At 42.5% G+C, this 25,028-nt stretch carries 24 protein-coding genes; 8 read left to right on the top strand and 16 right to left on the bottom strand.

Annotation, left to right across the window (positions count from 1 at the left end):
* Positions 1-65: 65 nt before the first annotated feature.
* Entirely contained in the window at positions 66-293 is a 228-nt protein-coding gene (locus J0K78_RS07300; RefSeq protein ID WP_206946068.1) for a hypothetical protein, read from the bottom strand.
* Positions 294-424: 131 nt separating this feature from the next.
* Between J0K78_RS07300 and J0K78_RS07295 the strand changes: the two genes are divergently transcribed.
* Entirely contained in the window at positions 425-850 is a 426-nt protein-coding gene (locus tag J0K78_RS07295) for an RDD family protein (RefSeq protein ID WP_206946067.1), read from the top strand.
* 31 nt (positions 851-881) lie between these two features.
* On the opposite strand, the gene J0K78_RS07290 is transcribed toward J0K78_RS07295, so the two are convergent.
* The 4 genes from J0K78_RS07290 to J0K78_RS20270 form a co-directional block, all read right to left on the bottom strand.
* Positions 882-1,064: a hypothetical protein gene (locus J0K78_RS07290; RefSeq protein WP_242517782.1), complete on the bottom strand. Its 183-nt coding sequence runs from the start codon at positions 1,062-1,064 to the stop codon at positions 882-884.
* Between the two features lie 107 nt (positions 1,065-1,171).
* Positions 1,172-2,206 (bottom strand): DUF4030 domain-containing protein, encoded by a 1,035-nt coding sequence (locus J0K78_RS07285; RefSeq protein ID WP_206946065.1) that lies wholly within the window; start codon positions 2,204-2,206, stop codon positions 1,172-1,174.
* Positions 2,199-2,528, bottom strand: coding sequence for a sigma-70 family RNA polymerase sigma factor (locus tag J0K78_RS20275; protein ID WP_370551097.1), 330 nt, complete (start codon positions 2,526-2,528; stop codon positions 2,199-2,201). The genes J0K78_RS07285 and J0K78_RS20275 overlap by 8 nt, the downstream gene beginning before the upstream one ends.
* Positions 2,529-2,579: 51 nt before the next feature.
* The gene (locus J0K78_RS20270) at positions 2,580-2,738 is read right to left on the bottom strand and encodes a sigma factor (protein WP_370551088.1); all 159 of its coding nucleotides are present in this window, start codon (positions 2,736-2,738) and stop codon (positions 2,580-2,582) included.
* Between the two features lie 143 nt (positions 2,739-2,881).
* On the opposite strand from J0K78_RS20270, the gene J0K78_RS07275 reads away from it, so the two are divergent.
* Positions 2,882-3,814, top strand: a complete 933-nt coding sequence (locus J0K78_RS07275; RefSeq protein WP_206946064.1) for an oxidoreductase — start codon at positions 2,882-2,884, stop codon at positions 3,812-3,814.
* A gap of 390 nt (positions 3,815-4,204) precedes the next feature.
* Here the strand turns inward: J0K78_RS07275 and dnaN are convergent, their stop codons facing one another.
* From dnaN to J0K78_RS07260, 3 genes are all read right to left on the bottom strand, one after another.
* On the bottom strand, positions 4,205-5,320 hold the full coding sequence (gene dnaN / locus J0K78_RS07270; protein WP_206946063.1) for a DNA polymerase III subunit beta: 1,116 nt from the start codon (positions 5,318-5,320) through the stop codon (positions 4,205-4,207).
* A 109-nt stretch (positions 5,321-5,429) separates the two neighbouring features.
* On the bottom strand, positions 5,430-5,897 hold the full coding sequence (locus J0K78_RS07265; RefSeq protein ID WP_206946062.1) for an NUDIX hydrolase: 468 nt from the start codon (positions 5,895-5,897) through the stop codon (positions 5,430-5,432).
* Between the two features lie 13 nt (positions 5,898-5,910).
* Positions 5,911-6,171 (bottom strand): hypothetical protein, encoded by a 261-nt coding sequence (locus J0K78_RS07260; RefSeq protein WP_206946061.1) that lies wholly within the window; start codon positions 6,169-6,171, stop codon positions 5,911-5,913.
* A 394-nt stretch (positions 6,172-6,565) separates the two neighbouring features.
* Between J0K78_RS07260 and J0K78_RS07255 the strand changes: the two genes are divergently transcribed.
* Entirely contained in the window at positions 6,566-7,009 is a 444-nt protein-coding gene (locus J0K78_RS07255) for a PH domain-containing protein (RefSeq protein WP_206946060.1), read from the top strand.
* Between the two features lie 31 nt (positions 7,010-7,040).
* On the opposite strand, the gene J0K78_RS07250 is transcribed toward J0K78_RS07255, so the two are convergent.
* From J0K78_RS07250 to J0K78_RS07230, 5 genes are all read right to left on the bottom strand, one after another.
* Positions 7,041-7,589, bottom strand: coding sequence for a 2'-5' RNA ligase family protein (locus tag J0K78_RS07250; RefSeq protein WP_206946059.1), 549 nt, complete (start codon positions 7,587-7,589; stop codon positions 7,041-7,043).
* Positions 7,590-7,729: 140 nt separating this feature from the next.
* Positions 7,730-8,263, bottom strand: coding sequence for a DUF4269 domain-containing protein (locus tag J0K78_RS07245; protein WP_242517760.1), 534 nt, complete (start codon positions 8,261-8,263; stop codon positions 7,730-7,732).
* Positions 8,264-8,265: 2 nt separating this feature from the next.
* The gene (locus tag J0K78_RS07240; protein WP_206946058.1) at positions 8,266-9,132 is read right to left on the bottom strand and encodes a DUF4097 family beta strand repeat-containing protein; all 867 of its coding nucleotides are present in this window, start codon (positions 9,130-9,132) and stop codon (positions 8,266-8,268) included.
* A 174-nt stretch (positions 9,133-9,306) separates the two neighbouring features.
* The gene (locus J0K78_RS07235) at positions 9,307-9,756 is read right to left on the bottom strand and encodes a glycosyl-4,4'-diaponeurosporenoate acyltransferase CrtO family protein (RefSeq protein WP_206946057.1); all 450 of its coding nucleotides are present in this window, start codon (positions 9,754-9,756) and stop codon (positions 9,307-9,309) included.
* A complete protein-coding gene (locus tag J0K78_RS07230; RefSeq protein WP_206946056.1) occupies positions 9,756-10,829 on the bottom strand; it encodes a glycosyltransferase family 2 protein in 1,074 nt (357 codons plus the stop codon). Before J0K78_RS07230 ends, J0K78_RS07235 begins: the two co-directional genes overlap by 1 nt.
* A 101-nt stretch (positions 10,830-10,930) precedes the next feature.
* Here J0K78_RS07230 and J0K78_RS07225 point away from each other — a divergent pair, with 101 nt between their 5' ends.
* Positions 10,931-11,809, top strand: coding sequence for an alpha/beta hydrolase (locus J0K78_RS07225; RefSeq protein WP_206946055.1), 879 nt, complete (start codon positions 10,931-10,933; stop codon positions 11,807-11,809).
* A 93-nt stretch (positions 11,810-11,902) separates the two neighbouring features.
* The gene (locus J0K78_RS07220) at positions 11,903-12,727 is read left to right on the top strand and encodes an alpha/beta fold hydrolase (protein WP_206946054.1); all 825 of its coding nucleotides are present in this window, start codon (positions 11,903-11,905) and stop codon (positions 12,725-12,727) included.
* 32 nt (positions 12,728-12,759) lie between these two features.
* On the opposite strand, the gene J0K78_RS07215 is transcribed toward J0K78_RS07220, so the two are convergent.
* Positions 12,760-12,975: a hypothetical protein gene (locus tag J0K78_RS07215; protein ID WP_206946053.1), complete on the bottom strand. Its 216-nt coding sequence runs from the start codon at positions 12,973-12,975 to the stop codon at positions 12,760-12,762.
* Between the two features lie 97 nt (positions 12,976-13,072).
* A complete protein-coding gene (locus tag J0K78_RS07210) occupies positions 13,073-13,474 on the bottom strand; it encodes a VOC family protein (RefSeq protein WP_206946052.1) in 402 nt (133 codons plus the stop codon).
* Positions 13,475-13,780: 306 nt separating this feature from the next.
* Here J0K78_RS07210 and J0K78_RS07205 point away from each other — a divergent pair, with 306 nt between their 5' ends.
* Entirely contained in the window at positions 13,781-14,758 is a 978-nt protein-coding gene (locus J0K78_RS07205; RefSeq protein WP_206946051.1) for a sodium:calcium antiporter, read from the top strand.
* 66 nt (positions 14,759-14,824) lie between these two features.
* Here J0K78_RS07205 and J0K78_RS07200 read toward each other — a convergent pair whose 3' ends face one another.
* Positions 14,825-18,166, bottom strand: coding sequence for a phosphodiester glycosidase family protein (locus tag J0K78_RS07200; protein ID WP_206946050.1), 3,342 nt, complete (start codon positions 18,164-18,166; stop codon positions 14,825-14,827).
* Positions 18,167-18,594: 428 nt separating this feature from the next.
* On the opposite strand from J0K78_RS07200, the gene J0K78_RS07195 reads away from it, so the two are divergent.
* Positions 18,595-24,135, top strand: coding sequence for a lamin tail domain-containing metallophosphoesterase family protein (locus J0K78_RS07195; protein ID WP_206946049.1), 5,541 nt, complete (start codon positions 18,595-18,597; stop codon positions 24,133-24,135).
* A 243-nt stretch (positions 24,136-24,378) separates the two neighbouring features.
* Positions 24,379-24,573, top strand: a complete 195-nt coding sequence (locus J0K78_RS07190) for a helix-turn-helix transcriptional regulator (RefSeq protein WP_206946048.1) — start codon at positions 24,379-24,381, stop codon at positions 24,571-24,573.
* Positions 24,574-25,028: the final 455 nt, after the last annotated feature.

Genomic DNA, 25,028 nt, shown 5'->3' with positions numbered 1-25,028 from the left:
AGAATAACTCACCCTATGAAAAAAGCCAGCATTACAGCTGACTTTTAAGGAAAGTTTAAATTTCATCAATGAAAGCCTCCGAATCCTCCATGGTTTCCTTGATTTCTAGAGTGCTGATGAACTTTCTCCTTACGAATTTCTGCTTGATCGTAACGCTTTTCAACAGAATTACGTTTTTGTTTATTCATTTCATCTCCGTAAAATTTGTTCCTGTTCCATCCGAAAGCATCGCGTAAGAACCCGTACAAGAGCGGTACAGCCAATAAACCGACAAGGCCTAAAAAACCCCACATCTGTGAAACCCTCCTTTTCCTCTTAATTCATATACGTAACACCATCAGGAATAGTTTCAATATTTTTCTAGAGCCATAGATTCTGTCTATGTTACAGTTGGTTCATTGTCGATTTGTTAGGAGGTTTAGGAATGAATATACAAAACCCGGCGGGCCTTTGGGTCCGTGTTTTTGCGAGGGTCATAGACGGGATTCTGATCACTGTCACTTTAGGTGTTCTTTTCTCTCTTTTTTATGGAGACTTTTTTTATGAAGAATGGACGTGGGTGGATATCCTAGGAATCGCCTATGTGTTAGGCTTACCTGTTTTGTGGTCAGGGTACACACTAGGGAAACGAGCAGCAGATAACCGCATCGTTCGCGTGGATGCTAATAAGAGCGTACATATCGGTACAATGCTCTTAAGAGAAATCATTGGCGGTATGATCTATTCATTTACTTTAGGCATCGCCGTAGTCGTCAGCGCCATCATGATTGGGTTACGCAAGGACAAACGCGGGATTCACGACTTCATTGCCGGCACCTATGTTACTCACAATAAACCCGGACAAAGCTGAATGGCAAAGCCCTCTTAAGAGAGGGCTTTTATCATAACCCATCTCCTCCTCCAGGCCCACCACGAAAACCTTTTTCCCGTGCTATCGCTCGTTCTACTTCTTTTTCCTGCTCGGTTTTTCGAATGGGAGACTGCCCTTTGTGTTTTTTGGTCTTTCTCCTGTCTAAGAAAATCATAAAAGCAATAAATAGAATAAGAAACAATCCCCATAACATGTTCACAAGCATCAAACCTCCCCTTCCTTGTGCTACATCTATTCTTATTATTTCAAACCATATCCACACCTTCAATATATAGACGGAACCACCCAGTGGCGTCGTGATCAGTCGATATTCTTCTTGTCTTTACCAAGGACATGGACCTCATACTCATCATCTTTGATCGGTGCTGTTTTTTCTCCCGTCTGTATGAAAAGGTCAATTTCCTCCCTTATTTCTTCAGCCATTGCCTTCGAGCTTTCATCGGAGCGGTCAAGGGAAGTTTTGATTTTGATCTGCAGTGGATATGGATGGAAAGAGGAAGCAAAGCCTGTGACTGGATATTGCTCTGATTCCATCATTGCCTGGGCAATATCATGAATAGCTCCTGTTTCTTCCCAACGAATTTCCTGCTCTCTCGCTTTCTTTTCTACTTGACGAATATCAAGTTCAGGTGCTGCGTTATATTCAAGCCCTTCTTCTAACATAATCTCTTCCAAGAGGTCTAATCGCGTTTCCGTTTCAGAAACAATTACATTAATATATACTCCTTGAGTCGGGTTCATCTGAACCTGGATAGGAAACATCAGCTCAAACTCTTCTTTTTGCAATCGTGACGTTAACTTTTCTTCAAGCTCTTTCGTATTTTTATAAAACTGTTCCATTTCCTCTTCGCTTACATCCGACGCCTGAGCTCTTTCTTCAAAAGGTTTTACAGAGACCGTGTAGTTCTGAAAACCATTCTCTTTCAAATGCTCCTCAACGATTGTGAGAACTTCTTTTCCATGACTCATTTCCATCAATTCAACGGTCAATTCCTTGTCGTCCCTACTGACCTGCATGTTCCCAATCTGATATCCTTTTTGTTCCAAAGATTGGTTGGTCTCAGCGAAAAACAATTCCATCCTTTCCATTCGATCTTCTTCCTGTGCAACAAACTGACTAATATATGGAAGTTTTGCAATGACATGTTCCCTGGCTGGTGTGAATATCAAGCCACCTAAAAAAAGAACGACTACAGCAGCTGCCATCCACATTCGACCAATCATTCTTTTCTGACAAGCTACCGGTTTTTGCAATCGATCCAACACCTGTTCCTGATGTTCTTTTTCGAACTTCATCTGCTGAATTTTTTTTGGATATTTCCATTTGTTACTCAATGCCCTCTCCTCCTTTCAACATTCTCTTCAAGCAGTTCCTTGCCCTGTGAAGCCGGGTTTTGACCGTATTGACATTGACACTTAACAGATCAGCGATTTCCTCCACTGACAACTCTTCGTAATAATAAAAGATGATAACTTCTCTTAACTTCATCGAAAGCTTCAGAACTTTTTGAAACAGAAACAGCTTTTCCTCTTCTTTTAAAAATTCTTCACTAACACTGTATGATTCGTCCCCTTTTTCTATCTTCATCGAGTCAAATGGAATCAGATTCCGGAACGACCAACTTCTGACGTGGTCTTTACAATGGTTGACTGTTATGCGATATATCCAAGTTTTATAACTCGAACGATGTTTAAAAGTATGTAGGTGTTAATAGCAACGGATGAATACTTCCTGTGCTAAGTCTTCGGCAAGTTGCTGATCTTTCACATAAGTAAAAGCAACTCTTACGACCATGTTCCCATAAGATTCCATCAAGTCGACTAAGATCTCTTTATCTGTTCTTCGTTTCATTTGTTCCTCACTCATACACCTTCTCCCCCTTTGTCATTATCTTTGACGAAATCAGCTACTTCGAGGTTCCATAAAATTCCTATGTGCTCATCTCAAGGCAATTCTTTTTACATACATAAGGAAATTTCTTACTATGAAAGTCATAAGGAGTGATAAGGATGAAAGAACAAGCGTGGACGAAAGAGGAGATTCCTTCCTTAAAAGGTCAAACTGTGATTGTTACTGGAGGGAATAGCGGTTTAGGATATGAATCTGTGAAAGTTCTTTCCAAACGGGGTGCGACCGTCGTTCTGGGATCAAGGTCGATGGAAAGAGGTCAAGAAGCCTTTTTATCGATTCAAAAAGAAAATCCGAACGCAGAAATTGATGTCATGGCTCTCGACTTAAGTGACTTACAATCAGTCAAAGACTTCGCAGAGGCCTATAAAGAAAAGTATGACAAACTGGATCTACTGCTGAACAATGCGGGGGTAATGACGACGCCTTACGGCAAGACTCAGGATGGCTTTGAACAGCAGCTCGGCATTAATCACCTCGGTCATTTTGCTTTGACAGGGCATTTGTTCGATACGTTAAAGAAAACGCCAGGCTCAAGAATAGTCAATATTTCAAGCAATGCACACAAATCCGGAAAAATGAACTTCGATAACCTCATGTTTGAAGGGGGGAAAGGGTACACACCGATGAAGGCTTATGCACAGTCTAAGCTTGCCAATCTATTATTCACTCAAGAACTGCAGCGGAAAATCGAGGAGAATGGCTTAGACATGACCGTAGCAGCCGCCCATCCCGGCATAGCCAGCACCAATCTTATGAGGCACATTGAAGATAAATTCCTGTTTAAAATTCTCGGTCGTTTGCTCGCACCGATGACACAGGAAGCTACAGAGGGTGCGCTCCCTGGTTTAAGAGCGGCAACAGACCCCGATGTACAAGGTGGAGAATACTTCGGCCCCGGAGGCAGATGGGAAATGAAAGGTGCCCCTGTCAAAGTTTCTCCGATAACGAAATCATACGATGTCATGGACGCCGATCAATTGTGGAAAATATCGGAAGATCTGACCGGCGTCAGTTATTCTTTCGATAAATAATCACAGATGCTCAACGCTGAAGAGGCTGTCCTCTTCAGCTTTTTAAATAGATAGACCCATTGGCAGTTGAAAAAATTCCTTTATTTGGAATAGTCGCAGTATCCAGAACGATTAAGCCCGTCACTGTCATTGCAGAGGTGGATGTAAAGAGCGCATCAATAAAGTTTATCCCATTAGTTGTCGCAAAAGGAAGCATAAGCAATCCAGCCCCGAGAATAATGAGGCTCACAAACGTCACAATTAAAATTTGAGGGGGAGACCATGAATGATCTTTCATTTTCAGAACGCCAATTCTTCTATAGGATGATACTTATTGTATAGCGGACCTTACGTTTTATAAATACCTTTTAAAAATTTCACATTTCTCTATTGTCTACACACTTTCCATCTTTAAGCGCGAACAGGCGAAACCACATGAACCTGCTCATCATTTCCGCGACTGCGAAGGATCAGTGGACTCATTGCCCCGTTGTAAAAGAGTTGGATGTCATCTCCTTTTATAGCTTTTAATGCTTCTAACAAAAAAACACTGTCGATATAAACATCCATCTCACCTTCCCCAGAAGCTTTTATTAAAGGAATATTTTCCTCAATCATGCCCACTTGAGGGGAAAAGGAAGAAATGTTCAGTGTCTTCTCTTTTGTTAAACGCAATTTAATTTGGTGATTTCCACTATCTTTCGCAAACAAACCGGCTCTGTCCACACTATACAACATACGATTCTTATCTATGACGAGTTCTACCTTTGAAGATTTAGATAAAAGAGCTTCCATATCAGGGAATGTTCCTTCAAGTAACTTTGATATCAATGTTACTTCGCTCGATTCTACTTTAAATAGTTGGTCGGTGATGTGGATCTTCAAACATTCCTTTGTATTCTTAAAAAGTTTCAACAGCTCTCTCAACGTTTTCGTAGGAATTGTACATGAATGATCCTTCCCGCTATTTAGTCTTTTTTTCACAAAAGCTAACCGGTAGGAGTCCGTGGCTATCGCTTGCACATGATTTTCTGAAAAATCTAAATGAATGCCCGTTAATACGGGACGAGTCCCTTCTTTAGCGGCAGCAAAAAGCGTTTGACGAACCAATTCCACTAAATCCATACTATCCATTGAAATGGAGCCGTCCCAATCGACATCTGGGATATGGAGATACTCTTCGGTTGGGAGGGCGGATAAAGAAGTTTTCACTTCCCCGGATTCCATCATCATACGTCCGTTTACTTTCTTCATATGTACAGGACCAGGCATTTTCTTGACCAAATCCTGAAAGAAATCGGCTGGTAATACACAAGCACCTGTTTCAATCGATTCGAATCCACCTTTATGGCCGGGTATGACTTTCTTGATCATGAGCTCTCCGTCACACCCTACGAGGACGAGCTCCCTTTCCCTTACCTCCATCTTTATTCCACTCAAGGCAGGAAACAGCGACTTTTTACCAAGAACAGAAGCTGTTTCAGACACCGCTTCCTCCAACATACTTTTATGTATCCGCAATTCCATAGATATAACCCTCTCCCTTTCTACTATTTACATTCGACGGGAACGTACGTTTGACCTTCTTTTATAAAAAAAGAACTCCCTATATGTATAGGTAGTTCTTTCCAAACCCTTACCCAACAACGGGTGTATCCCGTTTATTCTTCACATCTTCGATGGCCTGCAGATGATCTTGAAATATGTAAGCGGGTAGACCATCCAGCCCAAAGAAACGATTACTGTAGGACTCTTCATTGTCCTTCACCAACTCACCTTCATAGGAACGGCAAATAAAACAAATTTCTACGATAGCCGCCTGGTCTCCATTTTCAAAAACCCTATGCTTATGAGGACCAGAATAAATACCGAACAGTTCCATCTCGTTTGAAATCAACCCTGTTTCTTCAAAAACTTCCCGCCGCGCTGTCTCTTGAACCGACTCATCCAATTCCATAAAACCGCCAGGCAGACCCCAGCTTTCGGAATCGGTCCGCAACTGCAGCAATAATTGGTTCTTTTCGTTAAAAACGAGCGCTCCTGCAACGACCATCAGCACCTTCTCATGGCCGACCATGGAGCGTAAATGACGAATATACTCCATAATTGCCTCCTTATTATGAAGATTCTCTTAACTCCCTATTCACCACATTCACCTTCTGCATTCGTCCTGATACGTGATACTCGTTCGTATTTAAGCGGAAATAATGACGGGCCCCTGTATAAGTGGTGTACCAAAGATTATTGATGATCATCATCTCTTTTGTTTTCTCATCCTTTTTAATCGGATGAAAGGAAGATCCAAAACGTTGATCTTTTCGTTCAATGACACCCAGTATGCCCTCTTCATCTAACCACATCGCTAAAATACCCTTCATCTCTTCCGCCCCCTTATTTATGTTATGGCCTGTATATCCGTTCGTTGTCTCTTAAAGTTAAGTCGTAGTACTGCCTGCTGTCCTGTTGAAAGCATCCTGCATTCCTTTCCATTCCCTTAAGCCGGAATGAAATGTTCAATGAATCCGTACTTTCTGCCTTCTATCATTTATTATCATTCTCCAAACCCCTCACCCTTCCTTTTCTATAAATCAAGAATAACGCTGATTCACAAAAAACACCTCAGGTAGCGGAAGGATTTCACCTAAGACTTAAGGTGGAGAAGTATTCAATTTATGGAAGACTCCTCCTTTATTCCTGACCGTATGAATCCCGATGTTTTTCGAAACTTTTATACAGCAAAGACCGTATGTATAGATGAAAGGAAGGGTTGCCATGTATTTCCCATCAAAAAAAGACGCTTTTTACACCATTACTATTTGGGGTGTCATCCTTTTCATTGTATTCATCTACCTCTTTGGGGGGGAGCCTGTAGGATTCCAACTTGTTACTTATCGTGATCCATTAGGTTATGTATTTGGAGGGCTTTCCATCGTCGTTTTGTTATGGATTTGGTTCCAAACCGGATACAAAGTAAAAAATGGTGATCTTCTCATCCATTCGGGACCATTACGTAAGCGGATTAAAATCAGGGACATCACAAAAGTCAAATCAATTAAAAGTCCAATGTATGCGCCAGCCTTATCATTGGAAAAACTCGAAATCTTCCATGAAAATAACAAGACCACGTTAGTATCACCTCAAAATGAACAAGCATTTATCGAAGTGATAAAAAACGAGAACACTAAACTGGAGATTGATGCTGAACAAAAAAATTGAAACCACACTTCTTCTTTCTAGTGCTAAGGCTTTAGCAGGTATCTGTTTTACCACCTAACACCATGTCTTCCAGTTTCGTATATGTATGCGACCGACTTTCCTCATAAACTCTGACCTGGTCCACCTCAAAGGATGGGAAAGGATGAAACTCCCTTTCAGCAGTCGCAGCCATATCGACTAGCTCTTGTTTAGATAAACCATGGGACGTTTTCGCCAGTGTCAAATGAGGAACGAAATGATCCAGTTCAAAATAAGCATCGATTTGATGCTTTGAAGGGGCAGCAATTTGTACTATTTTCTTATGAAGACCATAAAGTTCTGCAGAGTGTACACTCAAATAAAGGACATCTTCCCCAAAAAAAGCGGGTGCCCCTAATTCAACACGAAAAGGGTTCGTTCCCAGACACGTTTCTCTCACCTGATCCAACCATTTCCGATCTGAAGATAAACCTCCTTGAGCCTTTAAGGTGATATGAGGCTCGACGACTTTTGTAATCATCGTTCCGGCCCACTCTTTTTGAAAGAGTATGACCTTCTCTTTGAAATCTTCTGGTGGTACAAGGCCTATGAAATGATGCATTTCCTCTCCCCCTTGGTAATTGTTCTATCTTGCCTTCCTTTATTACGATAACGTCACCTTGGAAGTTTCAGGAATTGGAAAATAATAAGAATCCAGAGATCAGACGCTCCATCTTCAATAATGCGATGCGGCCACCATTTCTATTCAATCACTTTCAACCGTCTTCCATATTCCAATAACCCTCGATAGGGATCGCCACTTATTCCTAAGACGTGGCAAAAGGCTGCTTCCGTTTTCATGCCTTTTCTCCTCCATACCAAAACTTCCTCCCTCAAACCAGGAATGGTTCGTAACAACTCTTCTTCTATAATCATATGTAAATACGCATTTTGTTCAGAGACCGGTTGAGGTTGTGCGAACACTTCAAACATAAAATTCCTATAGTAAAAGTTCACCTTTACAACCTTCCGATCCCGAATCATTTTCCTCTGTAATTGGAACCGTTCCATACGACCATAATCTTTAATGAAGCTTTGCTCTAAGAGAGGAAGATGATAAGCTTCCATAATGATGTCCAAGTCCGAATTTTCTACGTAAACCCCTATGGGAACGGTGCCACATAGAACAGGTTGAAAGGATCGATATTGGTTTAAGATCCCCAAGCGTTCTATAGCCTCATAGGCCCTCCGCTGCTTTGAACTTCCACTTTTCATCCGTTCATAAAGATGATTCATCGCTAACCTACCCTCAAATCTCCTGAGCTCGTCTCGGCCGTTAAATGGAATTCACCATCTGCTTTTGTACCCCGCACTTCATTTTCCTTTTTCACTTCATAATGAAGACCTGTCCAGTTAATCTTTGCCTCTCCTGAATTCGATTGGTAAATGAGTTTGCAAGAACTCGGTTCTTCCTCATAGAAAAAACGGATGTCCCCGCTGGAAGTCGCAGCTTTTACATCCCCAAGCATCTTTGTAGCCTGGACACGAATTTCCCCCGATGACGAACCAAACACGCCTGTACCGTAGTCAAACTTCTCACCAAACAGTTCTCCACTGCTTGTATGAATGTCTGTGTTCCTGCTTTGAACTTTTTTCAGTAGAACATCGCCACTGGACGTTTGAATCTGTAAATTCTCTTGGATCACGTCTGCAATCGTCACATCACCTGAGCTTGCGGTAAAGGTGGAATGGTTGGTGGTCAAACCGGCGACGTCAATATCGGCGGAGGACGTTTCCACCCTTATCGACCCTATGGTTTCAGCCGGCACTTCTATCAATAGTTTCATATCTTTCCTCATTTGAACCCCGAACTTCGTTTTTTCTTCCACCACCCTTACATTCAAGTTCTCCGCCTGTTGCTCATGGAAAAGGACGAAGTGTTCCTTGTCGTTTTCATAGACGGTCCCAGATAGAGTGATCCTCCACTCGTCACTGTCCGATTTCACAACTTCCACATCCACAGACGTCGAATCTACCTGAAGATTTTTAATTTCCTCATTAAAGCTTGCCTGTTCATTTATGTGATAGGTCTTCTTTCCATTTGACCACTGATAAAGAAGAGCAGCACCTACAACCGCTACCATTAAAATAAGGATCCATTCCATAAAAATTACTCCTTTATATTCCTGACTCTCTTCTACCCTCTCTGAAAATTCGACAAAACTTTCCAATTCCCTCCCAGTCACAGAAAAAAATCCCTGTTCTATAACGATCAGGGATTTTTCCTATTGTTTTTATATGTTCTATAGATCCCATGTCCTGTAACTCTTGCTCAATGGTTATCCCCGCATGTACACATGATTTTTCATCCTCATGATACGGACGCGGTTATACCTTTGAACGATGATAAAAGGAAAGTTAAACATAATCGCATAAGCCACCATGACCCATCCCGCCCACGGTGGATTGAACAGGAAGAAAAAAGGAGCCGCAAGCATCTGAAGCCAGTGGGATAATTCCGACCGATTCGTCTGCTTCTCAAAGCGCTCCCATTGTGTTGGGTGTCGTAAATGAGCCGCTGTTTTCCCTTTCCGAAACCACTTCCGCGCTTCCGGGAGCCGGTCTTTCCATTTTCTCACACCAAGACACCCATAGAGCTTTGTACGCGTTTCCCAACTCTTCACACGATAGAGTCCTGCGAAGACATTCACAAAGGCCTCCGGCGCAACTGAGACAAGGCTGCTCACGCCAAAATGGATGCACAGCCAGGCTAAGATATTGGCGATCATTAAGGAGAACTCCTTTTCTTCTCAACAATCGAACGGCCTTTCCATGTCGCTTCTTTCATGAAAAAGGTCTTCCACAAAGAGTAAGCAAAAACGAGTACGAAAAAGAAGAAGTGAAGCGGAAACAGGAGCACATCATACCACCTGAAGTTACCGATTTCTCTCCAGATCCGTGATAACAGAAAGGCTAAAACTATATACCCCAGGACGCCCCACCACCCCAAGGCAGGGAGGTTTACCAAAAAAGATAAGACCGCAGTGACCCACACGACATTCGCAAGCGTCATGATCGGGGAAGCTGTTTTCGCCCCAGTCGAAAAGCTTTTGGCCCAACCCTCCATCACTTGTTTCAGATCGGAGTCATACATCCGCATATTCAATACGCCACGCCCGCTACAGGCTTTTGTTGTTAACCCTTGAGACGATGCCATTCTGGTAAAAGCCAGATGTTCGACAATCTCTCCTTTAATCGCTTTATGACCACCAAGGCTCCAGTAATTATCAGCACCGATAACCAGACATGGACCGAACCCTCCCTGCGTACCGAGTTTTTCCTTAAAGAGGGTGGTCAAACCGGAAGATGCCGTAACGACCAGGTGAAAGACAGCGGAGAACTTTTCCCAAAAAGACTGCATAACGTGATAGGGATGTACGGTCATGACTTCCCTTCCCCTTCCAAAAGATTGCACCAATTGCTCAGACCCTCCCTCAGAAAACCACGTGTCCGCATCCAGGAAAACGAGCGTCTCCCCACTCGCTGCTTTCGCTCCGTTATAACACGCCCACGACTTGCCCATCCAGCCAGAAGGTAAAGGTGGAGTGTCCACCACTTTCACGCCGAAGCTCTCAGCCACTTGCCTCGTCTCGTCCTCTGAATCATCATCGACGACAATGACCTCTCGAAGCAGGTCATTAGACAATAACGTTGGAAGCAGGCGTTTGAGGTTTAACGCTTCATTCCTCGCTGGAATGATAAATGTGTACATCTCTGTATTCTTACGTTTTTCTATAGGAAACGATAATTTATGCCAAAAAAGGAGCAGGGTGGATAAAACAGCCAGAATCATCACCCACATTCCGATCACCTCCATATGTACTTCCATTGTCACCTTAGAAACTCGTGATTATACAAAGACAAGACCGGGTACAATGGTTATTAAAAAAAGAGGGTTCAATGATGCTTAAGTTATGGATGGCACGATTACTGCGACTTTTCCCCAATCAGGCGGAAAGAAACCTGATGGTCCCGTTTCGATATGTACATAGGAAAGTAAACATGATTGTAGATACAGAGGTTAAACCGACACCCATCAGCTTGTACTACCCGGATGCACCAGATGGAAATAAATTTCCGGTCTATATGAACATGCACGGGGGCGCCTTTATTATGAATGAAAAGAGGATGGACGATCCGTACTGCCGCTTTCTTGCGAATGAAACGGGATGCGTCATCGTCAATGTCGACTATGCAAAGGCTCCGGAATACCCTTTTCCAAAACCTGTGGAGCAGTGTTACGAGATATATCGATGGCTGAGGGCGCATGCCGAAGAACTCCACCTTGATCGTGAACAAATGATGGTCGGCGGGCAGAGTTCGGGCGGGAACATGGCCGCTGCCCTTTGTCTTCTTTTGAAAGAACGCTCTGAGAGCCAGCCGCTTCTTCAAGTGCTGGCCTACCCTATGCTCGACTTCGTCACGCCGCATAGTGAAAAACCGGAACCCGACAAATGGCGGGCCAAATACCCGGAGGCTGCTCATTTCCTCAACTATTGTTATGTCCCGGAAAAAAACCAAGCGGAAGATCCGCTCGCCTCCCCTGTGAAAGCAGAAAAGGTGGAAGGACTGGCTCGAGCGCTATTCATCATTCCTGAATTTGATGCTTTTACTATGGAAGGAAAAGCCTACGCAGAAAAATTAAAACAAGCCGGCGTTGAGGTAGATGTCAACATTTTTGAAGGCTGCAACCACGCTTTCACCCATCAGGGACCACAGGATCAAGCAGAAGAAGCTTGGCGGATCATCGCAAAAACACTGCGCCAGGTCACAGAATCGTAACAAAACCTTACCGATTATCCTTTGCTCCCCCCTGCTTTTTGACTTATAATGACGATTAGTGTCGTATTGAGTTTTATTAAAGCAGGTGATCCATTGTTAGAATATAAAGTGTTAGGCTCCGATCCGACGAAGGAGTATGTCATCTTTCTCCATGGCATCGGTGGAAGCGTCAACATCTTCTTTCCACAAATGAAAGCCTTCCGAAAGTCTTTCAATATCATTGTCGTGAATTTACCCGGTCACAAAAATTCGCCAAGCGTGTCGAGTTACAATGAGAAATTTTCCTTTGAATCCGTAACCGACGAAGTACTCGGAGTCCTTGATGATGTGGGTGTGGAAAAAGCCCATTTTGTAGGGATTTCTTTAGGTTCAGTCGTCATCCAACATGTCTTGTCCACCGCCCCGCACCGTATCCAAACAGCTGTCTTAGGAGGAGCGATAACAAGGATCAATCTTTTGGCAAAGTTTCTTCTCATGCTGGGTACGATGCTTAAAAATGTTACTCCGCACTTGTACCTTTATTCATTGTGCGCACGCATTTTAATGCCCAGGAAGAATCATAAAGAATCAAGAGACGCCTTTATCCATGAGGCCTCCCAAATGAAGAGGGAAGATTTCTTAGGCTGGTATAACATCGTCTACTCCGTTCCGGACACATTTACACACGTAAATGAGAAAGGCGCGTCCATCCCGAAGCTATACATCACAGGGGAAGGCGACCATATGTTCAGAGATGATGTGATGAAAGATACACGTCACATGCCGAACACATCCTTCGTCCTTCTATCAGGGAGTGGCCATGTCGTTAACTTAGATAAAACAGAGCCGTTCAACAAACTGGCCATTTCATTCATCCAATCACAGGGTCAGATGGATTTAACGGACGTAACGGAAGAAGTCATAAACTCCCATCACTAAAAAAAGCGCCGGCATCACGCCTGGCGCTTTTTTTACCTGGATTCTAAATGCTTTATCCATCGGACAGCCCAATACAAAACGATCCAGGGAAGGATGTATTTTGTCACCCATTCCACCATTGCCATCAGTGTGATGACAATGATATAGGGGTTCACACCAAAGTGCGGCAGCGTGAAATAGAGGACGACAATGAAAGAGACACCAATCCAAACATCTTTCCACGCTATTTTCTTTCTTCCTATTTTCATCTTCTCCTACCCCATTCCCGGTTTAAATGTTCCTCAAATACTTTAGCAGTATTCACCTTTATTATGTAAGACTCTGAACAGTATCGTGAGGTTGGTGTTAAGGTGATGACGCAACAAATTCCACTTTTATCCGGTCCGGATCCTCGAAATAAACCGCATAGTAATCCTCTCCCCCAGCAAATGGGTGTTGGTTTTCGTATAAAACGTTCACACCTCTCTCCTTAAGCATCATAGTCATCTCATCTACTCTTTCTCGTGAGGAAGCATGAAAAGCTAAGTGATTCAAACCAGTTCTGCGTCTATGATAAGGAATGTCTAAAAACTCCCTTTCTGTCTGGACAAAGACTAAGTAAGTTTCGCCTAACTTCCAACTTTGCCCTTCCTCCCACTGCTGATAAGACTTGTAACCTAGCTCCTCAAGGAACCAGCCCCAAAATTTTTCGGACTTCTTTAAATTGGATACATAGACTTCTACATGATGCAGTAAACCTTCAGACATGAAAATCCCCTTCCTATGCTTGATTCCACGTAATATATAGAGGTATATCTAAGTCACCTCTGGTAATGAAATATTTTAACTGCATCCTGGCATCTCGTTAAAATCATACTCAAAAAAGGGCAGGAAGCGTTATTGACCTTACCATAACAATAAATCTACAAAACAAACAGACCCTTAATGGTAGAACGACTATCAACGCGAACCTTTGTAGGGGTACTCAACCTAGCAAGTTCGAGTACTTCCGGAATGGAAAGGATATTTCAAACAAGCCATTCATATACTCCCTATAAGATAGGGGGTAAATCGATGATCTTTATCATTTTCTTTCTTGCTGCCATCCTGGTGGTGACCGCTGCTGTGTATCTGAACCAGCTCGGTGATGTCATTAGTAAAAAGAGTTCCTTGAGCGGGGCTGTTGTGGGTACCTTTTTAATTGCCGGCGCGACTTCCTTGCCGGAATTGACGACCAGTCTTACTGCTGTTTATATAGATAACCCCGATATTGCGGTAGGAAATATGCTTGGCAGTAACGTATTCAACTTATTAATTCTCGCTTCCATGGATCTGATTTATCGAAAGAAACGATTCTTTCAAAGAATCAATCCCAACGCTAACCTGCCCTCTGCATGGACAGGCCTTACTTTTTTAATCATCCTTTCCCTATCTCTTCTGTTCCCTGTACCTATCCAATTTTTTAATATAGGAATGGAAATGTATATCATCGTTCTCTTTTATCTATTCGTAATGAAATATCTTACCAGTGATGATGACGACGCTGATCCCCCCCTTCCAGCTAAGGATATACCTCTTCCAACGGCAATTAAAGGTTTTATATTAGCCGTCGTGGCGGTCTTTATATCCGGCAGCATCCTTTCCATTGCTGGAGACAAAATGGCGGAAGTAACAGGTATGAATGCTAGTTTTGTAGGCAGTTTTTTAATTGCAGCCTCCACCTCATTACCTGAATTAGTAAGCGTCCTGGCCGCTTTTAAACTGGCGAACTATAATATGGCAATCGGCTCCATCCTGGGAAGTAACTTATATAATATAAAGTTACTGGTATTGACTGACTTGTTGTATCAAAAAGGACCGATATTAAAATCCATCCAAGGGACCCATATCTACCTGGCTTTACTTGGGATCGCTATGACTTTGTTCTTTATTTATACACTGATGAGAACAAGGCAAATGGATCGTTCGTGGAGTTCATGGAATTATATCATGCCTTCTTTAGTCGTCATTACTCTATATTTTGTGATTTCTTATCGTATTTTCTTTCTTTGACTCCCTTCTTGTGCAAGAAAGGCTGAGAGTGAAGGGTACCCTCTACTCTCAGCCTTTCTCACATTCTTATTCTGCTGTAAATTCAAATGTTTCTTTATAATCGCCAGCTTGAACAGTTAGTGACACCTTTCCATCTTTGAGGAAAGTGATCGTCTGATCTTCACGGTTAAACACAGCCGTAGCATCCGTATTGTTTTCACCTTCTTCAGAAATCAATAGATTATCCGAACCTTCATAGCGGATCGTCGCTGGATAGTCCAACGGAAACTCCCATCCAGCTGATTGGTGCCCAGTCAACTCGACTTCCACCGTCTCGTTTAATGGGTAGCTTGCTTTTTCCACTGTCATATCCTGCAAAATCGGTCGGATATCAGCTTGGATCCAAGGGTTTTTCTGCAAGCCTTGGTAAGACGGGTGGCGGAGACGGTGATCCGGCTGAAAGTCAGGGTCAATACTCATCACTGCATAATTAAAGAATCCTCCTTCATCTGGAGCACCATATGTTCCTTTCCCGATCGGCCCGGTAATCATATAAGGAATACCGTCTCTACGGTCAAGGTTGACCAGCGAAGCATGAGCGGACATAACCATCGCGGGTTTACCGCTGTCTTCACGAAATTCTGTCAGCCATCCTTCTAAAAGATCTGCCTCTTTCTGATGGGATAATGCATGAGCAGCATCCGGAAGAGGGTCTTCTAATGGGTGGTGGCCGTAGACGAATACATTGTTGATAGATGGATCTTTTTCCGCTTCATCCAGAGCGGACTTGATCATGAACCATTGTTCTGCATTGCTGATTCTAAGTCCACCTTTAGAGGTATTGATTTGGATGAATCTTGTTCCTTTATGATCGAAGACTTGATGGTCCGGACCGAAGTATTCCTTGAAGTTGTCCAGGTTTCCTGACCCATAAACTTCATGGTTACCCGGAGCCACATAGTACGGTTTATCAAGGTTATCTTCAATTAAGTCCTGGGCAAACTGGTACTCTTCATCTGTGTCAAAATCCACAATATCACCGTTGAACAAAACAAAATCCACATCCTGTTCGTTAACTGCCTGCAGCACTTCTTCTGAGTTTTGAATTTCTTTGCTGTCTTTATTTGCACTGATCAACTGCATATCAGAAATGACGGCAAACTGCCAATCTTCTTCAGGCAGTTGTCCATAATCTAAAATAAGCGGGTCTTCTGTTTTTTCTTCTTCAGGCATGTCCAGCTTTTGGGCCACTTTTGCCTGAATATCGTCGATGATGATTGATCCTTTATCTTGTTTGTTCCGATCTGTTTCTACCAAGTAAATACGGTCTAAAACAAGAGGGTATTCTACACCGTTCGGCACTTCTGCCTCCACGTATTTCCATCCGTCCCAGTCTACGCTATAGTCCAGGTTCAATGTATGGTAGACATTGTCGCTGTCTTTGACTCTTGCACGAAGCCAATGACCGTTTCCTTCTGTGCCGTAAACATTGACGCCTATTTTCTTCACATCTCCGTCCATCTCTAAACGACGGTTCGGAGGAAACATATAAGCCGCTCTAGTTCTTGTCGTTGTCGTGAAATCATAATCCAATTTAAGGGCGTTACCCTCGGTTAACTCATTGTCGATATAGTTGAGTTCTGCCCCGACACTGGAAGGATATTTGAAAACTGTCCACGGATTCGATTCATTATCAAACGTTTCCGCCATTTCAGTTTTTAGTCCGATCGTTATCCCCAGGTTTGTGCTTAATTCACTTGCTTCCGCTTTCACGATCGATGCTCCAGAGTCCACCAGTCCTTTAATCGTAAAGGAACCATCCTTATTCGGAGAGATTTCCAATTGGTCCTTATCATAAGTCAACTGCACATCCCTCGGCTCCACGTAGGTTTCGTAACCTTCTTCATCTTTCCCTTTCACCGTAAACGTAGTCGTTTCTCCTTTTTCCATCCCTATTTGAGAAGGCTCGATCGCAAGTTCGACAGGCTCACCGAGGACTTGAATGTCTTTATACGTATCGTCTCCCCGGTACTTCGCACGAATTTGATCTTCTCCCGCGTGTTTGGCAGTAAAGATATTTCCGTCAAAGGATCCTGCGTTTCCACCTTGCCATTTAACATCGTTTTGATTGATATCTACTGGAGCGTAGGCTGTATCGTATCCAGAGGCTTGAAACACTCGGCTGAAGCCTTGTAACACCCAGGTTGAATTGGTTTCTATGTTGAATCCATCAAGAATCCCTGTTGAGGCTGCACTGTAAATACCTACACCATTCGGCACTGCACGCTCACTGCCGTCGGAAGGACTATTGAACACATTCAGCTTATCCTTTCCAAGCTCTCTTGCGACAAGAGTAGAAGACCCGCCTCCATCTAAATTAAGAGCATTATAAACCCCTTGTTCTTTCATAAAATGAGCGAGTTCAAGCATCGTCATGCCACGACTATCCGCCTGTCTTCCATCAATGGTAACAAGAACCATCTCCTTGCCATCTTTCGAAAATCCTATAGCCGTTCTTGGATGTCGATCACCGTTATCGCTCGTGTTGATCTGGCCATCTTTGAGGAGCTGCGTACTTCCTCCTACCGCAAAATTCATATTCTGATACTCTGGTGACGTGGAGTAGGAAACATGGATCTGATCCCCTGCTGCAAGTTCTTTCAATGGAAAAGCTTGTTCGCCTTTACCGACGATAAGCGTTTCGTCTTTTTCAAGCGGTTTGCTGTAAACTTGGTTGCTTAACACTTCTACTACTTGCTGATCTTTAACCACCACTTCCGTGTAATGGTCAGAACCCGTCATCATGTGGCTACGATCAGCTTCTCCCCAAGAAGAGGTGTACATCACCATTTCATTGACATATACAGTCGGTTGATTGATTCCATCCAGTTTCCACGCCCCAACATCTGTTTTAATACTTCCTTCAAGAAGAGAATTGGCGATCGAACCGATATGTTCATTTGAAACGGAGGCAAGCTTTCGGCCATCACCACTTTTTAAAAGTTCTCCATTTTTCACCATGGTCCCAATGGGAGCGCTTGTATTGCTAATGTCAAAAAAGTCACCATTCACTCCAGCAATGGCTCCAGACTCTCTCATTTGGTCACTGATGGTAGCTTTCTCCGTCACACTTCCAGGTGTAAGCAAATCAGTAGAAAGAGTATTTTCCGACAAGTTTGCTTTCAGAACATCAGCACGCAGCCATCCGACTACATCAAAACGGGCGATTTGCGTTAACGTCAATCCTAAAGCAATGGGAGTTGTTTCTTTTTCTTCATGAATAACAGGGTGAAGGACTTTCAGAGAATCAGAGGATATTGATTCTGTTACCGGAGTGTCTGAACTTTGTTGTTCCTTGGCGAGTACGGTCGTTGTAGGTATAAGCAGCGAAGCGGCAAGCATGGTAGATAAAAACGGCTTGTACGTCACGGAATTCTCCCCTTTATGTATGAGTTTGTAAAATGGCTTACACATCCATTAAAAAGGATAAGTATAAATAGGACGTAAATCTGAGGTGAGCTTTTGTAAAAAAAATCAGTTCTTTTGTTTCGGTACAAATCACCCGTCAATTTCAGTCGTCGACTAGCGTGTGGACCTAGTAATAATTCCAAAAAAGCCATGAATTCTATCTTTATCAATTCCTCCGTCCTGTTATCTGGTCAATCGACATTGTCTATTTAGAAATGATTTCACTACTTCCCCTTTCTTTTCAAAAGAGCCCTCCCCTCCTTTTTACACAGCACTAATCTATCATCTTACAAAATAATCCAATATTTACACTATACTTACAAAATTTCCACATCAACATCATAATTCCCTTCTATATTTAGGATGAGATTTCCAAAAGGAGGATAAAAATGAAGGTGAGAAACAAGAGAATTTTCGAAAGTTTTTTGATGGTGAGTTTACTTCTAGGCGCAACATTATTGGGTGGGAATTCTTCTTTACAGGCAGAAGAGACTCATAGCTTGCTAATAACGGAAATAGCACCAAATATTCAAGGACCTGAAGATTATGAGTATTTTGAGGTGCACAATGCCTCAAGTGAAAAGGTGGACCTGGAAGATTATTCTTTCCAATATGTCTACACGGATGGAACTTTGGGTGATATTCCACTTTCTGTCCCCAACTATACGATCGATTCAAAGCAAACCGTCGTTTTATGGTTTAACAAAACGGGCGCAGCTACTGAATCCTTTCGAGAGCATTTTCCTTCTACAAACGAAAACACGAGAATTATAGAGTTTACTGGAGAGGGATTCACCGGAATGTCTAACGGTGGTAACCGGGGTATTAAGATTATAGACGCCAATCAAGGCCTCGTTAGTTCTGCAAATTATCTAAAAGAGGAAGTTTCCGAAGATCTTTCCAAACATTTTCAACTACAATCGGGGAGAACAGAAATGACTACATACCAAACGTCTTCTGCTGTCACGCCGGGCGACATTCATGCAGAACAGGTCACTATTCCTTCTGATGATAATCCTGCCCCTGCTATTACACACACTCCAGTCACAACCGTAAACGGCAGCCAGAATTTAACCATACAGACAAAAATAGAAGACGATCAGGATTTAATCACAGCTACGTTACACTACCAGACCCACCCGCAATTGAACTGGCACGCTGTACCACTTACAACTGTCGACCAGGCGAACTATTCAGCCGAAATACCTTATGAGCAACTCCTGGGAGAATCACTGAGATATTACATAGAAGTAAATGATGGGACAAACACCGTTACAGCTCCTGAAGATAAAACAGAACCTTATTCAGTATCTGTCGCCCCTGAAGAGTTAGCCGACTCTCAATCTGTGCCTAAACTCTTATTAACCGAAGTGACACCAGATACGGTCAATGTCGGTGGAAGTGACGGATATGAATTTATAGAAGGATACAACAATACCAGTCAGCCTATTAATCTTAAAGACTATCAAATCCTCTACCGGTATCCAAGTTCTTCCCAACTCGAATGGGATTTGACAGAGGATCTAACCATTGGTCCTCAGCAACCATTTACAATATGGATCAAGAATGGGGCCAATGATCATCTAACAATTGATGATTTTAACGAAAACTATGGGACGTCCTTGACTAAAGAAGAATTGACAACTGTCTCTGCTGATGGCATGGCAAATGGCAGCCAGCGCTCCATTATACTGGCTGACGACCTTGGGACAGAGCTATCTTTCGGTACTTACAATGCTAAAGAAAGAGATACAGCCGAAAACCAAGGCATCACTTACAAATACCCAAATACTGGTTCTTCCATGGTGAAAACAGGAACTGCTCCTTTAGCGACTCCAGGAACGCTTTTAAATGGACAAGCACCGCCAGAACCAGTAAAAGTTTCTGATGACACAGAAGCCCCGTCCATTACCCATGAAGGGGCTGCAACTGCACAAAGTGGAAGGGACTTAAGGATTGAGGCTCAAGTCACAGATAACAAAGAAGTCAATACTGTCGCTCTCTCTTACAAAAATGTTGATGCCGAGGAATGGTTACGACTGGAAATGAAAGCTGTCAAAGAAAAGGCAGACCATTACGAAACCGTCATTCCTGCCAAAAATACTAGAACAGGTGACATCGGCTACAAAATTGAGGCAACGGATGGTGTCAATGTGGCAGAAACTGATACGTACACAGTAGAGGTAAAACCGGCTGAGTATGATGCTCAAAAGCTGCCGCCCCTGCTCATTACAGAAGTCGTCCCTGATTCTTCAAATGTCAACGGACTTGATGGTTATGAGTATGTAGAAGTGTATAACAATAGTTCTAGAGATATCGATTTTAAAGATTACAAGCTTCGTTACCGTTACCCAATGGAGGGGCCGGCTGCCGATCTTCTTTGGAGTCCAGAGCAAAAGAATGTCATCATCCCTTCAGGACAAAGCATCGTGTTCTGGATAAAAAATACAGCCAATCAGGATAAAACTGCTGATGATTTTAACGGGAATTACGACACAGAGTTGGATATTGGAAAAAATCTCTTTACTATTCAGTCCAACGGTATGTCGAACTCTGGTCATCGAGGTCTTGTCGTTGCAACAAATACAGGACATGAAATAATTACGACCGAATATAACGACGAAGCTAATAAAAAAGACCCGGCTTCCAATAAGGGGATTGTTTACGCCTTTCCTACCGATGGCTCGAACCAAATGGTTAAAGTGAGCAGCGCAGTAAAAGATGCTACCCCGTCTGCAACAGAACCTTATCAGACCCCAGATCGTCTTTTAGAGACGACAGAAGATAAGGAAAAACCAGTATTGGAAGATCTGACAAACATTGAAGAAGTAAATGAAAAAGATAATCTCCAACTGAGATTTGACGCCAAAGATAACACAGAAGTAAAAACCGTCACACTTTATTACAAAAACAATGTCCAAAAAGATTTTAACAAAGTCGATCTTCAACAGGATTACGATGATGGGTTTTATCATCATACGATTTATCCTCCTGACATGATTGGTAAAGAAGAAATAGAATATTATCTAGAAGTTTCGGATGGTACAAATACCATCCGAACGAATAAGGAAACTGTACAAATCATTGGAAATGAGCAGCTTACAGGCCTCCGCCTAAATGTGGAGGATGAGAAGATCTTAACAGGAGAAACACTCCTGAAAGCCACGTCTTCAAGCGAAAATTATGACCAGATTGAACTGAGCATCGATGGCCGTTCGGTAACTTCAGAAACATACCGATCTCTTGAGCAGCCCGCTTACTTTGCTTTTGATGTAAAGAAAACAAATTTGTACTTTAAAAATGGAGTCACGATGAATTCAGAATCCCTCCTTATTTTCGATGATACAATCAACACGTATCAAACAATGACGGTCCCAATTGAACCAACAGACATTTCCTACGGCGAATCGACAAAGATAGCGATTCGGTCCGGTACAAAGGTCTCCCCTTTCGATGAGGAATCAGAGGAAAACAGGGACGATTTTTATGTAAAAAATGTCCGGATGGTACTGAGTGATGGCACGGTCATTTATGATCCACAATATAAAAATCCTGATCAAGAACTGTCGATCGGAGATGGAGGGTCGTCTATTCCCACCATAGAATTCAGCTTTGACCTGCCGGAAGAACCATTCATCTCCAAAACATACAAGTGGGATACCACCGCTTTTGAGGAAGGAAACCACACCATTGAAACATCGGATGGTGAAGACACTAAACAGGCGTCAGTCATCGTCGATAATTCTCCACCGGTGGTCACGGCTTCCGTTGACGAAAGCACAGAATATAAAGGAGAATTTGTCATAGATGCAGACATCGAAGACCAATGGTCAGGTGTGACAGAGGTCACCGCCCTCCTTGATGGAGAAACAATTGAGCTCCCTTACCAAACATCGTCTGCGAAGCTTACTCCCGGTCAACATAGCTTTGAAGTAACCGCTACCGATCTCATCGGAAATCAAATACAGGAACAAGTAACCTTCACCGTTGTTGAAGAACACCCTTATCAACCAGAAGTGCTGTCACCTGAAGATGGCTCCGAAGATGTAAAAACCAATGCTCCTCTTTCTGTAAAAGTCAGTGATCCAACGGCTGATGACATGCTAGTCGATTTTTTTGAAGGAGCTGAATATGAACCGGGTGATTCAGAAGTACAGGTTTTCTCAAACAGTTCAACCACAGAACCCCCTGGAGAACTCAGCAGCAATGGTGATCAACTACTTATGGAAAAAGATGTAGAAAAAATCACATCCAACGATCAAACCTATTTCACCACAAGCTCTATTGAGGAGTTCCCTTATCATCGATTTGAGGTGGAAGTAGGACAGGAATTGAAGGATAGAGATCGCGTGGAATTAAATTGGGAAGGAAAGTCACTTCCAGGAAGAAAAGTCTCTATGTACGTGTGGAACTTCTCTACAAAAACATGGGATTTAAAACAATGGAAAGTGGCAGGAGAACAGGATTTTGATCTTAAAGCAGAAATAACTGATATGAGCTATATTTCCGAGGGGAAAGTCCAAGTGCTGGTGCAGGATGAAATTGCAGAAGTAACACCGTTTGATTACACTATGGTGTGGATGTCAGATACCCAGTATTATTCAGAAAGTTACCCTCATATTTATAAAGACATGGTGGACTGGGTGGCAGGTAACCAAGAAAAACTCAACATTCCTTACGTCTTCCATACTGGCGACTTGGTGGATGAATGGGATGATGAACAGCAGTGGAATTATGCAGATGCCTATATGAATGTGTTGGAAGGTGCCAACATCCCATATGGTGTTCTTGCAGGAAATCACGATGTCAATCAGAAAGACAACGATTATTCTCAGTACTCCAAGTATTTTGGTTCCTCGCGTTTCGAAAGCAACCCGACCTATGGAGGATCCTATAAAGACAACCGAGGGCACTACGATCTCGTAAGTGTGAACGGCACTGACTTTCTCATGGTGTATATGGGTTGGGGTGTAACCCAGGAAGATTTGGACTGGATGAACAGCATTTTAGCTCAATATCCGGATCGCTTAGCGTTCCTGAGCTTTCACGAGTATCTGTTGGTTTCGGGAAATCGCAGCCCGCTCGGTGAAGACATTTACAAGCAAGTTGTCGAACCAAACGAAAATGTTGCCGCTGTATTGAGTGGACACTACCACGACAGTGAAACACTCGTTGATGAAATCGATGACGACGGGGACGGAACGGCTGATCGGAAAGTTTATCAAATGCTAGCTGACTATCAAGGTGGTCCAGAAGGCGGTCAAGGCTATTTACGGCTGCTCCATGTCAATTCAAACGAAAATAAAATTTATGTGAAAACCTACTCCCCTTATCTGGATGACTACAATTATTATGATGCAGACACCTATCCTGGAAAAGACGAATTCATCATCGACCTCCCTCTTCAACCAAAAGAGAAGCAGGTCGCAACAGATGCTTTTGAAGTGAACGTCTTTACGGATGTGGAAATTGGAAAAGCAAGAACCGCAAAATCCGACCATAAGGCAAAAGTTTTATGGAAACACCTTGATGAAAAAACAGAGTATAGTTGGTATGTAAAGGTTTCAGACCAATATGGAGGAGAAACGATATCTCCAGTCTGGTCTTTTACTACAGAGACAAAAAACAATAAGGAAGATGATGTAAGTGAGAAAGAAAGGAAGAAAGACGAAGTAAAACCTTTGAAAGTGAAAGAGAAAAAAGGGAAATGGGAAATCAAACTTCCAAACACATTGAAAAATGAAAACATAAAGGAAGAGTCTATTAACATCAGGTCAGAAACAGGGGAACGGGTTGAGGGGACATCCCTATTGAATAAGAACGGTAAAACAATCGTGTTCCTCCCTGACCATCCTGTATCTAAAGAAGATGCGTACCTCTTGTCTGTGACAGGATTAGGAGAAGAGTTGGTTTTTGAACTGGATTTCTAACTATAGAAAAAAGGGCGTTGCGGATGCAGACCGCAACGCCCTTTAGCATATTCACTTAGGAGAATCAGTCCTCCTCCTATTTCTCTTACTCCCCCTTTTTCCCGGTCTTTGCATTAAGGCTCATTTCAATCATCCACGACCAAGATATATTCTATATCCTTACATAATGTAAAATATAATTGACATTATGTAAGGATGTGTTTCATTATAGTATAAATGTAGAAAAGGAGGAGATGAACACTTTTGAAAAACAAGAAAATGAAGATCGCCCGTGCGGAAGCGGATCTATCTCAAGAAAAGTTAGCAGAAATTGTCGGCGTTACAAGACAAACGATAAATTTAATCGAAGCTGGTAACTACAACCCGAGTCTGAAATTATGTACGGCCATATGTAAAGCGCTAAATAAAACGTTAGATGATTTATTCTGGGAAGAATGATAGATGAGTGCTGAAAAGTAGTTAAGGAAACTAACCCCCGACCTTCAGGTGTTTCAGCACGATCCCCTGTAATGATTAAAGCAAATAAGAGGAACTTAAAGTAACTGATCTTCGTGTGGTTTACTTTTCACCAATGGTTATGACCCTACTTTGAATTTTTGTAAAAAAACAGACACACAAATGTTTGATTCATAACATAAAAGGGTAACATTTTTAGTTATTCTACATGTTATAATGACCTTAACTTTAACGTGAGGTGAGAGAACATGTATAGGATTATTAGACATATAGACAACGATAAAGAAACCCTAAAAAATTCAAGCTCATCTACCACCAAATACATCCATGATTACGAAGAAGCAGTTTTGTTGAAAAACCAGCTTAATACAAATTCATCTTCCCCTCATTATGAATGGCTTGTAGAAAAAGTGGACTAGTCTTTCTCTTTCTACTAT

It is taken from the genome of Halobacillus sp. GSS1, assembly GCF_017307035.1.
In the GTDB taxonomy this organism is placed as follows: Bacteria; Bacillota; Bacilli; order Bacillales; family Halobacillaceae; genus Halobacillus; species Halobacillus litoralis.
The sequence above is the reverse complement of the archived record's forward strand: the minus strand, read 5'-3'. Positions and strand labels throughout refer to the sequence as shown.